Annotated in this window: 14 protein-coding genes and 1 pseudogene; 2 read left to right on the forward strand and 13 right to left on the reverse strand. The window is 66.6% G+C overall.

Annotated elements, in window-relative coordinates:
• Positions 1-132: 132 nt before the first annotated feature.
• A complete protein-coding gene (locus AC6CR5_RS06810; RefSeq protein WP_026384357.1) occupies positions 133-498 on the reverse strand; it encodes a hypothetical protein in 366 nt (121 codons plus the stop codon).
• 137 nt (positions 499-635) lie between these two features.
• Positions 636-1,355 (reverse strand): hypothetical protein, encoded by a 720-nt coding sequence (locus tag AC6CR5_RS06815; RefSeq protein ID WP_498085390.1) that lies wholly within the window; start codon positions 1,353-1,355, stop codon positions 636-638.
• Between the two features lie 224 nt (positions 1,356-1,579).
• On the opposite strand from AC6CR5_RS06815, the gene AC6CR5_RS06820 reads away from it, so the two are divergent.
• Positions 1,580-2,287, forward strand: a complete 708-nt coding sequence (locus tag AC6CR5_RS06820) for a hypothetical protein (RefSeq protein ID WP_058664586.1) — start codon at positions 1,580-1,582, stop codon at positions 2,285-2,287.
• Between the two features lie 53 nt (positions 2,288-2,340).
• On the opposite strand, the pseudogene AC6CR5_RS06825 reads toward AC6CR5_RS06820, so the two are convergent.
• A pseudogene (locus AC6CR5_RS06825) lies at positions 2,341-2,612 on the reverse strand (cation diffusion facilitator family transporter); the annotation flags it as partial.
• Positions 2,613-2,752: 140 nt separating this feature from the next.
• Positions 2,753-4,387, reverse strand: coding sequence for a methyl-accepting chemotaxis protein (locus AC6CR5_RS06830; RefSeq protein ID WP_498085391.1), 1,635 nt, complete (start codon positions 4,385-4,387; stop codon positions 2,753-2,755).
• Positions 4,388-4,686: 299 nt separating this feature from the next.
• Here AC6CR5_RS06830 and AC6CR5_RS06835 point away from each other — a divergent pair, with 299 nt between their 5' ends.
• Positions 4,687-4,977, forward strand: coding sequence for a hypothetical protein (locus AC6CR5_RS06835; protein WP_020927956.1), 291 nt, complete (start codon positions 4,687-4,689; stop codon positions 4,975-4,977).
• Between the two features lie 108 nt (positions 4,978-5,085).
• Here the strand turns inward: AC6CR5_RS06835 and AC6CR5_RS06840 are convergent, their stop codons facing one another.
• The 9 genes from AC6CR5_RS06840 to AC6CR5_RS06880 form a co-directional block, all read right to left on the reverse strand.
• On the reverse strand, positions 5,086-5,910 hold the full coding sequence (locus tag AC6CR5_RS06840) for a ParB N-terminal domain-containing protein (RefSeq protein ID WP_054472387.1): 825 nt from the start codon (positions 5,908-5,910) through the stop codon (positions 5,086-5,088).
• A gap of 69 nt (positions 5,911-5,979) precedes the next feature.
• Positions 5,980-6,588, reverse strand: a complete 609-nt coding sequence (locus tag AC6CR5_RS06845; RefSeq protein ID WP_047990950.1) for an LON peptidase substrate-binding domain-containing protein — start codon at positions 6,586-6,588, stop codon at positions 5,980-5,982.
• Positions 6,589-6,597: 9 nt separating this feature from the next.
• Positions 6,598-7,005, reverse strand: a complete 408-nt coding sequence (locus AC6CR5_RS06850) for a carboxymuconolactone decarboxylase family protein (RefSeq protein ID WP_020927960.1) — start codon at positions 7,003-7,005, stop codon at positions 6,598-6,600.
• A 201-nt stretch (positions 7,006-7,206) separates the two neighbouring features.
• A complete protein-coding gene (locus tag AC6CR5_RS06855) occupies positions 7,207-8,700 on the reverse strand; it encodes a M81 family metallopeptidase (RefSeq protein ID WP_346507340.1) in 1,494 nt (497 codons plus the stop codon).
• On the reverse strand, positions 8,697-9,350 hold the full coding sequence (locus AC6CR5_RS06860) for an ANTAR domain-containing response regulator (RefSeq protein ID WP_498085392.1): 654 nt from the start codon (positions 9,348-9,350) through the stop codon (positions 8,697-8,699). Before AC6CR5_RS06860 ends, AC6CR5_RS06855 begins: the two co-directional genes overlap by 4 nt.
• 2 nt (positions 9,351-9,352) lie before the next feature.
• The gene (locus tag AC6CR5_RS06865) at positions 9,353-10,513 is read right to left on the reverse strand and encodes a transporter substrate-binding domain-containing protein (protein WP_054506385.1); all 1,161 of its coding nucleotides are present in this window, start codon (positions 10,511-10,513) and stop codon (positions 9,353-9,355) included.
• A 26-nt stretch (positions 10,514-10,539) separates the two neighbouring features.
• Positions 10,540-11,250: an ABC transporter ATP-binding protein gene (locus tag AC6CR5_RS06870; protein WP_498085393.1), complete on the reverse strand. Its 711-nt coding sequence runs from the start codon at positions 11,248-11,250 to the stop codon at positions 10,540-10,542.
• Positions 11,247-13,196, reverse strand: coding sequence for a branched-chain amino acid ABC transporter ATP-binding protein/permease (locus AC6CR5_RS06875; RefSeq protein WP_498085394.1), 1,950 nt, complete (start codon positions 13,194-13,196; stop codon positions 11,247-11,249). The genes AC6CR5_RS06870 and AC6CR5_RS06875 overlap by 4 nt, the downstream gene beginning before the upstream one ends.
• On the reverse strand, positions 13,189-14,022 hold the full coding sequence (locus tag AC6CR5_RS06880; protein WP_020927965.1) for a branched-chain amino acid ABC transporter permease: 834 nt from the start codon (positions 14,020-14,022) through the stop codon (positions 13,189-13,191). The genes AC6CR5_RS06875 and AC6CR5_RS06880 overlap by 8 nt, the downstream gene beginning before the upstream one ends.
• Between the last annotated feature and the right edge of the window lie 25 nt (positions 14,023-14,047).

Consider the following 14,047-nt stretch of genomic DNA (forward strand, 5'->3'; position numbering starts at 1 on the left):
TATCCCAAGTCGCGTTGGTTGGAAGTGGGCGGTGTGCTTTGACGCGCCCCGTCCCGCTACCCTGGCCAATATGTCGACTGCGCGTGGAGCAGGCCACGCTGAATTCTGCGTCCGCGCCGCGCGCCTTTACCTCTACAGGGTTGGCTGCGGAATCGGCGTGTCTTTCGGCAATGAGCCCTTAATGCGCGCCGGGCAATTCGAGATCCCCCACTTGGTCACGATGCCCTTTTCGATCATGAACTTCTCCACGCACACGTGATAGGCGGAAATGGGACCCCACATATCTTCGTACGAAATGATCTTTGCCCCGCTTTCAAGCGTATAGCTCTTTTTGGGCGGTCCCCACTTGGAGATCAATTGTTCTTCTGTGCTGCCGACCCAAGGCGCATTGACGTCGTTGTAGGTTTTATTCCGCTTGCCGGTCAGCATGTTCATCTGTGCCGACGTGCATCCCGCGAGCAACGATGGCAGGACAATAAGCAGAGCCAGTTTTTTCATTGTGAGCAATACCACAAAGGTCGAGTATTCAGGGTTGAAGGCTTGATTTTCAAGGCGTCAATGTATCAGAAACCTAGCCGCCCGACAGGACACATTTTCATGGCTGACGGCGGCCACGCCTGCTGTTGGCCCGCCATTCACCTGCCTGGCGCATCGCTCGCGGTCTTCCTGGCCGTCATTGTCACGGTAAAGAACTCGCCACGCTTATCGTCCGACACACGGTCCAATCGGTCACTTCCAAAATCGGTATGTTGCCCCCGCTCGAAGCGGGGGTAATACCCTTTCCAGAAATAGCGCGCCTGTGTGCCGCCATCGAACACTTTTTGAGCCGACAGTTCGGCCACGAAGCGCGTGTCGGCGGCATCCTCCCGCGCGCGCATTGCGACCCGTGCTTCGGTCAATGTCCAATGGCATACCCCGCGTCCATAATAGTCTTCGTCGAGCAGCATGTCGGCATATACGATACCCACGTACTCGGTGGCCGATATACGGGAAAGGCGGAACGATTCGTGGCTGGACATCGTCGGCACGTGACCGGACAGGGCGTTGGATTTCCCACAGCGTGCGGCGTTGCTGGCGTCGAACTGCACGGTACCCTCCACCACGGTAAACGCCGATTTGCCGTCTGCGGCGCTTGCGAGATCCGATACATTGGCAAGGGTCAGCCGTATTTCATAGACCTGCGCCGGGGCGGGGTTCAGCTTGCGCAGCGCTGGCTTGGGCGCCGTGGAGGTGGCGGCAACCTTGGACGGGGTATCGGCGTGGCCTGGCCCGCCACAGCCAGCGGCCAGCAGCGTCAACGCGGATAATGCGAGGCGCAAGGCCGGCGCCGAGGGAAATCGAAAAGAGTGCGGCAAGTCGATGTTTCCTGTCTAGCTGTTGGAGTTTATTCAAAGACGAGCGAACGATTCGTCCATTATCGCTGCGCCGAGGACGGAATTATCGCATCGGCGAGATGAAGGCGTAGCGTTCTTGGCTTGTACGGCCATCCTCCTTGCCGAGGCATGGCGCTCTGAAAACAGCGATGCGTGGAAGAACCTGCATTGCTTCCAATCGCCCACGCGAAATCGGGTACGCTTTGATGCTGGAAAATTCTGGACTGCACGATATGTGGCAAAAGTTCTGCAAGGTGTCGCTGGTGGTGGGTTGGGCGCTTTGGTTGGCTGCCATGGCGTGGTTCACGGCGGGCATGCTGCGGTATGTGCCGTCCGCGGACGCGACGCTGACGCCGATCACCCTTACGCCGGGGCAGACGGCGCGCGCCGAGATCTACCGCATCCGCGAAGCGCCACTATGGATGGAGGCGCGTTTCGGCGGCCCGATGGGCAAAAAGCGGCCCGAATTGGGAGAACACACGACGCGTTTGGGCGCGCCGGGCGCGGTCGCCGACCCAGGAGAGCCGGTGCGGATTCGTGTGCGCGATGGCGGCGACCTGGACGTAGTGATGGTTGCGGCTCCGCGTAGCAGCGCCAGCGCGACGCATTTCTACCGCAAGCTCTGGCCTGAAAGTCATATAGATGGCACGCTGCCGGAGACCACCCCGCCCTTTCCGAAGCTGGCAAAGGGGACTTCGCCGCTTACCTTCACGGTGGAAGAGGTCGGGCCGACGCTTCAGGGCGAGCAGATCGAACTGGAAATCAGCGCACCTATCGGCCTCAAGCGTACCGCGCCCGGCTGGAGCGATGTCTCCACATTCATTTTTTGGCCCTTCATCGCCGCGATCCTGGGTATTTGGGCACTGGTGTGGGCGGGGCTGACGTGGTGGTATCGGCGCCGGGTCCGGCGGTAGCGTCTTTGTTGGCCCGAAAGTAATTCCGGATAATGTAATTCCGGATAATGGCAATGGCCGTAGTGGTGGTCCGCGTCGGCTGCTTTCTGGCCATGCCGGTTGGCCAGCAGCACGATGAAGTCGGCGATCAGATCGGAAGAAGAATGAATACCGTCCGCAATCAAGCCTGGGACTTCGAGAAAATACCGATGACAATCTGGGCGGTGGCGAGCACCACGTTGACGCCCACGCTCACCCAGGTGCTGCGGGCGGCGGTGGCCGCGCGTTCGGCCGGGCTGTGTTCATCGTCCTCCGGGTCTTCCAGCGGAGGCGGAAAGGCGGTCATGGTTCATGCTCCCGTTCTTGCAATCTAGCCTTGCGGCGTTCGGGCTGGAGCATAAGTATTGAAACCTGAACGGTTGATGAACGTGGATTGGCGGGGCATCGCGCCCCGCCGATGGCCCGGCCCGTAATGAGACGTACTGATCAGGCCAACCTCAGCACGCCACGCTCGCCTGGGTGGGCGACCACGGCCTCGCGTCGCGCGGCATCCTCGCTCAAGCGGAACACCCCAACCGCTCTCACCAATGCATGCGCCTGGTCCTGCATCGAGCCCGCCGCGGCCGCGGCTTCTTCGACCAGCGCGGCGTTCTGCTGGGTCACTTCGTCCATCTGCGACACCGCGCGGTTGACCTGCTCGATGCCGGAGGCCTGTTCCTGCGAGGCCGCGGCGATCTCGCCCATGATGTCCGTCACGCGCTTGACCGAGGCGACCACTTCTTGCATCGTGGTGCCTGCGTTTTCCGCCTGGCCCGCGCCCTCGGCCACCTTGCTGACGGACGCTTCGATCAGCGTCTTGACCTCGCGCGCGGCCTGCGCGCTGCGTTGCGCCAGCGACCGCACCTCGCCCGCGACCACCGCGAAGCCCTTGCCCTGCTCGCCCGCCCGGGCCGCTTCCACGGCGGCGTTCAGCGCCAGGATGTTGGTCTGGAATGCGATCCCGTCGATGACCGAGACAATCTCGGAAATCTTGCGCGAGCTGGCGGAAATATCGCCCATCGTGCTGACCACCGCCGACACAACGGCGCCGCCGCGCTGGGCGACTTCGGATGCGCTTGCCGCCAGTTGATTGGCCTGGCGCGCGTTGTCGGCATTCTGCTTGACGGTCGACGCCAGTTCTTCCATCGATGCGGCGGTTTCTTCCAGCGATGCGGCCTGCTCTTCGGTCCGGCTGGACAAGTCCGTGTTGCCGGCCGCGATCTGCCCCGCCGCACTGGAGATGGTTTCGGACCCGGCGCGAATGGTGCGGACGGCGCCGGCCAGCTTGTCCTGCATATCGTGCAGCGCGCGCAGCAGCCGGCCGGTTTCATCGCGGGTGGCCGCTTGGATGGGCTGCCCCAGGTCGCCACGCGCCACGGTTTCCGCCACCGACACAGCCTGGGCAAGCGGCGCCGTGATCGACTTGGACACCCGCCACGCGAACAGGCCGCCCAGCACGATGGCCAGGCTCGACAGGATCAGGTTCAACATGCCCGCGTTGTCGATCACCCGCTGGCTGTCGGCGCTGGCGTCAACCATCTCGGCGGATTGAATCCGGGAGATCTCGATGATGTGGTCCTGCAGGCTGTCCAGGAGCGGAAGGGTCTCTTCCAGCAAACGTTGGCGGGCGGCGTCGCGCTCGCCACGCTTGAGAAGCGCGCCCACGCCCTGAAATGACTTCACGTAGCGGCCGCGCACGTCTTCCAATAACCGCAGTCGCTGACGTTCGTCTTCGGTGCTGAACAATGGCCGCAAGGTCTCCAGCGCCTGGTCGATCGTTTTCCGATTGGTGTCGATGCGAGCGAACAGCGTTTCGGCGGTGCGGGGATCGGTGTTGACGATCAGTTCGAGATTGGCGCGCGCATTGGCGCGCGTCGTCACGTCGATAATGTTGATGGCATTCGCTTTGGCCCAGGTCTGTTCGGTGATCGCTCGGTTGATGCCGCCGATGTGGGTCAGTTCGTATTGCGACAGGCCGGTAAGCGCCAGTAATAGCGCGAGTACGGTGCCGAAGCCCAGCGTCAGCCGGGTGCCAATGGAAAGGTTGCCAAACAGGTTGCCAAGAGTGAAACGCGAGCGCATGGATTTGTATTACGACAAAGGGAAAACCCCAGTGTAAAAACCATGACATATATTGCAACGATATTGTAATTGAAGTTTGCGATTTCGCATGGCAGGGGGAAATTTTTTGTGGCTGGCAGCGGCCTCGTTACCCCCTGAGGAAGTCAAGCGACTTGCCGTTTTTTTCCCAACGCCCCATTCCACACCGCCCGCGCCTGCCCTGGCGGGGCGACGTTCTTAAGCTGATCGTGGCGACTGGCACGGAGCAACGTAAAATGCCAGGCCTCCTGCCTCAACTTGCTTCCCCACTTGCTTTCCCTATGAACCTTGACCGACTGCGCCGCGAATTCCCCGACTACGACATCGCCACCCTGCCGACGCTGCCCGAAGGGTATGTCGATGCGTCGAGCTACATCGATGCCGCTCCTTCATTCGAGAACGAGGAACGTGGCTTGAAGGTGTATGTCGACTACGCCGAGTATGCCGATCGCGAATCCGGCAGAAGCCAGCGCTTCTGTGTCTCGCGCTACGACGAGGAAGCCGGCGACTACGAGGACGTCGCCCTGTCGACCAACGATTGGGCCGAAGTCATCCGCTTCCTGACGGCCTGAACGCCCTCGCCGAGGGGGATTGGTTTACGAGTCGATCTTGATGCCATCCCGCAAAATCGCCAGCCTTTGCAACCAGCGCTGCGAGTTGCAGGGAACCAGCAAATCCCGTCAGTCGTCCCCTGCCCCCGCCGATGCATTCCTGGCCTCGGCCAGCGCCACCGTCAGATGCATCACCTTCTTCTTCAACTGATCCCTTTCATCCGTCAACCGCGCCAGCAACTCCCGTAGCCGCGCCACCTCCGCCGGCAAATCCGCGATATTCTCGATCGGAATATCCGGCACCGCCTCTTTCGGCGGCGGCGCCTTGGCCTGGCGCACTTCGCGCGCCGCCTGCTGCAATTCCTTTCTGCCGCCCGCCACCGCCGCGGCCTGCCGCTCGGGCGGCAAGGTCGCGACCGCCGCCGCGGCGTTGATGGAGATCGCGCCGTCCTTCACCGCCCGCACCAGTTCCGGCGCGGCGGCTTTCTGGATTTTCTCGATCTGCCCCAGCGTATTGCTGCTGATGCGCGCCTCGCGCGCCAGCGCCTGACGGCTCAACGCAGCCGCGGGCGGGATGGGCGGCGGTTCGGGCGGCGGCGTGGTGCCGTCGTCTTCCCATGGCGGCACGCTGCGCGATTGCAGGATTTCCTTCTTGCGCAGCGCCAGCACCCCGCGCTGGAAATCCGACACGCTGCGCCGGCCCAGGTGGTTTTCGATCATCCACAGATGCACGTCGTCCATCGACTTGAACGAGGTGTTCTGGCGCGTTTCGAACGGAATGCCGTGCTTCATGCACAGCGCGTAGCGGTTGTGGCCGTCGATCAGCAGGTCGCCCCACAGCACCAGCGCGTCGCGGCAGCCTTCGGCCAGCAGGCTGCGTTCGAGCGCCTCGCGCTCGTCGTCGGTCAAGGGGTCAATATAGGCACGCAGGCCTTCGTCAATCCTGATATCCATGGTGTCCAAAAAAATTCAAGCCCGACTCGCGTTGCCCTGCTCCGCCAAAGCAGCGCCGCCTGTGGCTGGCTAGGCCTGCGGCCCTTCCAGCGCAATGCGCACGGCTTCCAGACGAGCGCGCGGGTCCGTCAGCGCCAGCAACCGGACCTTGTCGGCCGCCGGCAGCGGCAGCAGTTCGCACCAGCGGTCGGCCACCCAGGCGCATTCATCCAGGCGGTACGGCGGCGCCACCGGCATGCGGTCGGCGGGCACGCCTTCCTGCTGCCATTGCGCCACCAGCCTGCCCAGCGCGTCGGCGCAGGGCTGCAGCGGCGCCGGCACGGGCAGCGGCGGGTCGTCGGGGATGGGGTCGATTTCGCCCATCCAAAGACCGTATTTTGCCAGTTGGCTGGAAACCAGGCGGAAGCGGCTCGTGCCCACGCAGCGCAATTGCAGCAAGGCGGGCATGGGCGCGTCCCAGGCGTCGATGCGGGCCAGCGTGCCGACGTCGGCCAGGACCTCCTGGCCTTCGGGCGAGCGGACCTCGTTGCCGGCCAGCAGCGCGACCACGCCGAACTCGGTGCCGTCGGCAATGCAGCGGCGGATCATGTCCAGGTAACGCACTTCGAAGATGCGCAGGTGCAGCACGCCGGCGGGGAACAGCGCGTTGGACAGCGGGAACAGCGGAATGGTCGCCATGGCGGCACCCTATTTCACGGTGAAGGCGTCGTCGACGGGCACCTGCATGGCGGTGACCAGCGCGTTGGTCTGGGCGGCCATGCCGATGACGGCGAGCAGTTCAGCGTGCTGGCCGTCGGTCATGCCCTTGGCGCGAGCGGCGGCGGTGTGGGAATGGATGCAGTAGCTGCAACCGTTGGCGGTGGACACCGCGATGTAGATCATCTCGCGCACCAGGGGCGGGATTTCTCCATCGGCCATCATGACCTGTTTGAGCTGTTCCCAGACGCGCTTGAGCTGCGGCGGGTCGTTGGCCAGGGCGCGCCAGAAGTTATTGACGAAATCGGATTTGCGGGTGGCGCGGATGTCCTCGAACACCGCCCACGCCTCGGGGATCTTGCGCGCTTCTTCATCCGACAACAGATGCACCGTAGCCATATGCCGCTCCAACAGGTAAGGTCGGGCGGCGGCGTGCCGCCCGCGCAATGTCCCATTGAACTGGAAAGCCCGGCGCGGTTCAAGGCGCGGGCCGATCGCCGCAACGCGCCTGGAATGTCCCCGCGTCCACCTCATGGCATCGCCTGCGCCGGTCTTCCGGCGACATCCATGCCCGCCCTTGCCGCGACATCGGCCCGGCCCTCACGGCGACATATGCGCCGGCTTGAACGGTTCCAGCGGATAGCGCGGCCGGTTGCGCCGCTGGTACGGGAACAGCGAAAAGTCCGAACTGGTGACGCCCGGGCTGTCGCATTCGACCAGGGCGCACGAGATCGGCACGAACACCGGGCGGCAGTACATGCGCGATTTGACCAGGATGAAGCGGGCCTCGCGCGGGTCGATGCCCAGGCTTTCGAAGACGCCCAGGTCCCAGGGTTCGTGGGTGCGTTCGGTGATGACCAGTTGCGCGGCGCCGATGTCGAGCACGGCGCTGCGGCCCATGCAGGCGGTCTGGCCGGTGTAGGTGGGGCCGGTGATGACGTAGCTGCCGTCGGTGATGGCGCGCACGGTGCCCGTCAGCGTGACCGGCGCGGCGGGGCGGCCGATGGCGGGGATGGGCCGTTTGTTGCCCACGGGGAGTTCCACCTGGGCGCCCTGCCCGGCCGCGATCATGGCGGCGACGGCTTCGGGGTCGCAGTACAGGCCGGCGACGATGCCGGTCAGGCCGGCGCCGACGGCGGCCACCAGCACGTCCATGGTGTCGCAGGTGCCGCCGGACATGCAGTTGTCGCCGTGGTCCAGCAGCAGCACGGGGCGGTCGGCGCCGCGCGCCAGGGCGACGGCGCGGTCGAGCGAAGCGGCCAGCGGTTCGGCTTCGTAGACGAAGCCGTCGCGGTCGTCCCAGATGGCGGCGGCCAGGCCTGCGGCGACGCGGTCGGCGGCGTCGGCGTCGCCGGCGGCGACCACGATGACGCTCAGGCACGGGTCGGGGATGTCGGCCAGGGCGAAGCCGGCCAGCACCGACACGCCCAGCATGCCGCCGGCCTCGGCGCCGCGCGCGGCCTGGACGGCGCGGCGCATGGCGCCTTCGGCGGTGTTGCTGCGCAGGGTGTGGGTCATGAGCGGCAGGCGGCGCCAAGCCATGCGCGGGCGCGGGCCGCCGGCCAGCCAGTCGAACAGGATGCGGCCGGCGTGTTCGCCGGTTTCGTACATGTCGACGTGCGGGTAGGTCTTGAAGCTGACGATGACGTCGGCGTTGTCGATCATTTTTTGCGTGACGTTGCCGTGCAGGTCCAGGGCGACGGCGATCGGCACGCCGGGGGCCTGCTGGCGCAGGCGTTCGAGCAGGTCGCCTTCGCCGTCGTCGGTGGTTTCGACGGCCATGGCGCCGTGCAGGTCCAGCAGCAGCGCGTCGCAGCCGGCGGCGGCGGCGACGATGCGGTCGCACAGTTCACGATAGGCCTGGCCGTCGACGCGGCCGCTGGGGTACGCGGTGGCGGACACGGGCGTGACCAGCGTGGCGCCCCGCGCCTCGGCCAGGTCGATGAATGCCGACATGGCGGTGCGCTTGCCGTGGTTCTCGTCGTAGGCGGCGCGGTCGTAGGTCGGGCCGTCGTTGCCGAAGGCGGACAGTGGCGTGGGCACCGGCGAAAAGGTGTTGGTCTCGTGGTTCATGCGGGCGATCATGACTTTCATGCCTTGCCTCCGTTGTTGCTGTTGTTCTGCGGGTCGGGGCGCGCGCCGCCCAGGCCCAGTTTTTCCATGGCTTCGCTGGCCTCGACGATCATGGCGGCGACCTCGGCCACGCTGGCCCGCAGGCCGGTGGCGCGGGTTCGCATATGTTCATAGGCGGCGCGTTCGTCCAGGCGCTGGTGGTCCATCAGCACGCGGATCGCCTTTTCGATCACGCGGCGCGCCTTGATGGTGCTTTCCAGCTTGTCGATCTTGTTCTGCTGGCGGTTCTGGAACTGCTTGGCCGAGCGCGCCAGCACCAGGGTGCTGAGAATGCCGGCCGAGCGGAACGGCCGCGTCAGCACGCCGTGGGCGTTGGTCTTGAGCAGTTGCTTCAAGGTGGTGGGGGTTTCGTATTCGGACAGCGCGATGAGGGTGGCGTCGACCTCGCTGGCGGACCAGGCGAACGGGTTCTGGCCGCATTGCGAGACCTGGAAGAACACCACGTCGGCGCCGGCGGGCGGCTTGTCGGGGAACGGCCACACCAGGTGGATGCGGCAGCCGATGCGCTTGAGCTGCTCGACCAGCAGGTCGCGGTCTTCGCCGGGCGGATAGGCCACGGCGACGGCCACGCTGCGCAGGTCTTCGTAAAGGCGGCGGAGGCTATGGTCCATGCTCACACCAGCCAGAATTCGTCCAGGCCGAAGGCCGTCAGGTAGGGGTCCGGCTTGACCGGTTCGCCGCTGGCCCAGACGATGTCGAAGCGGCCGTCGGGGCGGCAGACGCCGATGCGCGGGGTCAGGACGCTGTGATTGTTCTCGGCCAGGATGGTCAGGCGCCCGGCCGGCGCGTCAAAGCCCACCTGGTGCAGCGCCTGCATCAGCTTGCGCGTGTCCAGGCTGCCGGCGCGCTGCAGGGCGCGCGCGAACAGGTGCACCTGGCTGTAGCAGGCCTCGGCGTAGACGCTGGCGGGCCGCTCGCCGAAGCGGGCGCGCCAGCGTTCCAGGAAGTGGGCGTTGGCGGGCGAGTCGACGGTGTTGAAGTAGGTGGCGGCGGTGATGTGGCCGGCGCACAGGCCGGCGCCGATTTCGGCCACCTCGGATTCGGCCATGGTGAGGCTGGCGATGGGGATGTGCGGCGCGCCCGGGTCGGCCTCGCAGGCGGCGTGGTAGCGGCGGTAGAAGCGCTGGGCGTCGTCGCCGATCAGGGTCGAGAACACCACGTCGGGCTTGATGCGGCGGATGTCGCGCACCACGTCGATGATATCGCTTTCGTCGCAGCCCAGCGGCAGGTAGGTTTCGTCCAGGATCTCGCCGCCGTGTTCCTCGACGGTGTCGCGCATGATGCGGTTGGTTTCGCGCGGGTAGATGTAGTCGGCGCCGACCAGGAAGATGCGCTTGCCGCAGTGCTGGATCAGGTAGGCGGCCAGCTGCATGCTGCCCTGGTTGGGCGCGGCGCCGGTGTAGATGATGTTGGGCGAATACTCGAAGCCTTCGTAGACCGAGGCATACCAGAGCAGCGCGTTGTTGCGCTCGATCACCGGCAGCATGGCCTTGCGGCAGTGCGAGGTGCAGCCGCCGAAGATCACGTTGACCTCGTCGTCCAGCAACAGGCGCGCGGCCAGGCGGCGGTATTCCTCGGCGTCGCTGCGCGGGTCGTAGACCACCGGTTCCAGCGGCCGGCCCAGCACGCCGCCGAGCGCGTTGATTTCCTCGACCGCCAGCACGGTGCCGAAGAAATGCTGCGATTCGGTGGTGCCGGTCACGCCGCTGCGGGAGTACAGCACGCCGATGCGCCATCCCGGCGTGGCGGCGTCCCTGTCAGTGCGGGCAGTCATAAGCGCATCCTTCTACGAAACAAGACTCATACCTTGAGGTGGTCCATGATATGGCCGGCGGCCCCCGGCGCGCCAGCCTCGCCCTGGTCGACGATGGCGCCCTGCTTGAGCACCAGGTAGCGGTCGGCCACGTCCAGCGCGAAAGCCACGTTCTGTTCGACGATGAACATGGACGTGCCGCGCCGCTCGCGTTCCCAGTTGAGCGCCCGGCCCAGCCGCTCGATCACCGAGGGCTGCAGGCCTTCGGTGATCTCGTCCAGCAGCAGCAGGGCCGGCCGCTGCATCAGGCCGCGCGCCACCAACAGCATCTTCTGCTCGCCGCCGGACAGGGTGCCGGCGTACTGCCGCAGGCGGCTGGCGAACACCGGGAACAGGTCGGCGATTTCGCCGAAGCGTTCGTCGAACAGGCGGTCGTTGGCCAGGCCCAGGCGCAGGTTGTCGCGGATGTTCAGGTCGGGAAACAGCGGCTGGTCCTGGGCGGCGTAGGCGACGCCGCGGCGGGCGACCTCGTGCGGCCGCAGGCGAGTGGCGTCAACGCCGCCCAGGCTGACGTTGCCGCGCAGCTTGGGCAGATAGCCCATGACGGTCTTGAGCAGCGTGCTCTTGCCCATGCCGTTCTTGCCCAGCAGCGCCACGCAGGCGCCGCCGGCCACCGACAGCGAGATGTCGTTGAGCACCACGGCGCCCTTGTAGCCGCTGGCGACGTTTTCCAGGCGCAAGGCCGGGGCGGCGTTCATGGTTGGGCTCCTTCGGGCGGGATGGACGGGGTTGCGGGATGGGCGCCTTGCCGCGCGGCTTGCTCAGTGGCTTGCTGACTCGCTTGCTGGGTGGCTTGCGTGGTCTTGTTCGCGGCCGGCGCGTTGCCGGCGTAGATGGTGCGCACCAGTTCCGATTCGGCCACTTCGCGGAAGCTGCCGTCCATGACGATGCGGCCCTGGTGCAGCACGATGATGCGCGTGGCCACCTCGGCCACGAAGTCCAGGTCGTGCTCGACCAGCAGGCAGCACAGGCCGTGGGTATGGGCCAGGGCCGACAGCACCTGGCCGATGCGGGCGCGTTCGTCCTTGCTGAGGCCCGCGGTGGGTTCGTCCAGCAGCACCACGCGCGGCTCCAGCGCCAGCACCATGGCCAGTTCCAGCGCCTGCTGCTGGCCATGCGACAGGTCGCGCGCCACGCGGTCCAGTTGCTGGTCCAGGCCGGTCATGCGCAGCACCTCCAGCGCATAGGCCGGCAGCGCCAGTCGGGGCGACCGGCGGCGCCACGACGGCCGCTCGCGCAGGGTGGTGGCGATGCGCAGGCTTTCGGCCACGGTCAGCGTGTCGAAGATGTTGGCATTCTGGAACTTGCGGCCCAGGCCGTAACGCACGCACTGCTCCGGCCCGTCGCGCTTGACGGCGTGGCCGCACAGTTCGACCGTGCCGTCGCTGCGCTCGGCGCCGTCGGCGATGCAGCGCATCAGCGTGGTCTTGCCGGCGCCGTTGGGGCCGATCAGGCCCAGCAGTTCGCCGCCGCGCGCGCGCAGGTCTATGCCTTCCAGCACCTTGAGGCTGCCGAAGCGCTTGGCCACGCCGGCCAAGACCAGGCCGCCTTCGGCGGCGCCCTGCCCTGGCGTGCCGCCTTGTCCCGCTGCGCCGCCCTGCCCCGATGCGCTGGCCGGCGCGCGCACCGCCAGTTCCGGCACCGGCGCCGGACGCCGCCGGCGCCATGGCGCCAGCACCAGGGGCAGCAGCCCGCGCGGCAACAGCAGGATCACCAGGATGAAGGTGACGCCCAGCACCAACTGGTACAGGAACGGCATGTTGCCGCTGAGGTACGAGCCGGCCACGTTGATCAGCACGGCGCCCAGCACCGGCCCCCAGACCGTGCCGCGTCCGCCCAGCGCCACCCAGATGATGAGTTCGGTGCCGAACACGAAGCCGGTCAGTTCCGGCGCCACCACGCCGCTGAAGGCGCCGTAGCCGAAGCCCGCCAGGCTGGCGACCGCGCCGCACACCACCAGCAGCGCGATGCGCCAGTGCGCGGTGTTCAGCCCCAGGTAGCTGCAACGGCCCTCGTTGTCGCGCAGCGCGGCCAGGATGCGGCCGCCGTCGCTGCGCACCGCGACCCAGGCCAGCAGCGCCACGATCGACAGGCCGCCGGCGGCGATGACGTACCAGGCCTCCAGCGACAGGTCGAAGGTGTCGTAGCCGGTCAGGCCGGACGACGAACCGGTGTAGGTGCCTCCGGACAGCGCCACCTGGGTCAGCACGATGGGCAATACCAGCGAGATCACGGTGGCGAAGAACGGCGAGGCGCCGCGATAGAACGACAGCCAGCCGGTGGCCAGCGCCAGCAGCGCCGCCGCGCCCACCGCCACCAGCGCGGCCGCGAGCGCGATGCCGGGCGAGAAGCCGTAATGGGTGAAGGCCAGCCCGGCCGCGTAGGCGCCGACGCCGAAGAAGGCCGATTGGCCGAAGGTCAGGTAGCCGGTGTAGCCCCACAGGATGTCCACCGTGACCGCCGCCACGGCGAAGAACAGCGCCTTGATCAGCACGTTCAGCAGGTAGGTGTCGAACAGCCAGGGACCGGCCACGGTCAACGCCAGGCAGGCGATGGCCAGCCACAGCAGGTCTCGGCCGCGGGCGGCGCGGCGCGGGTCGGCGCGGGTGGCCAGCGCCGGTTGCGCGAGGGAGGAATCAGTCATGGGCGAATCCTTTGGGACGCAGGCGCAGGGTCAGGGCCGCCAGCACCGCGATGGTGACGCCGCCCAGGATCGGGCTGATGTACACGCCCACCAGCACCTGGCAGGCGCCGTAGACCAGGCAGGTCAGGAGCAGCGCGGTGATCGAGTTGCCCGACACCATCACCAGCATGAAGGCGCTGACCAGCCACGGCAGCCCCATGTTCGGGTCGACGCTGGACAGCGGCGTGATCAGCGCGCCGGCCAGCGCGCCCAGCCCGGCGCCCAGCGCGAAGGTCGTAAAGCGGATTCGTTCGGCGTTGATGCCCAGGCCGCGCGCCAGGTCCTCGTTCATGATGACGGCGCGGGTGCGCACACCAAAGCGCGTGCCGTTCAGCAGCAGCGTCAGCGCCACGTACAGCAGCAGCGCGCCCGGCACCAGGAACAGCCGGTAGGCCGAATACTCGGTGCCCAGGAACGCGACCGCGCCCTGGATCGGCGCGTCGGCGAACTGCACCTCGCGGCCGAAGGCCATGGTGATGAGCTGGCCGATGACGATGCCCAGGCCCCAGGTGGCCAGGATGGCGTCCAGCGGCCGCTTGTACAGCGGCTGCACGATCAGGCGCTCGACCAGCATGCCCACCAGCACCCCCGCCGCCAGCGCGCACGGCAGCGCCAGCCACGGGTCCAGCCCCAGGCGCGTCACCACCAGGGCGGCGTAGCTGCCCAGCGTGATGATGGCGCCGTGGGCGAAATTGACGATCTTCATCACGCCAAAGATGATCATCAGCCCGGCCGTCACGATGAACAGCATGGCGGCCGTGCTCAGGATGTCCAGCATCAAACCCATTGTGTTCTCCAGCGCCGCCGGCGGA

The sequence above is a fragment of the Achromobacter sp. EG18 genome (assembly GCF_059759395.1).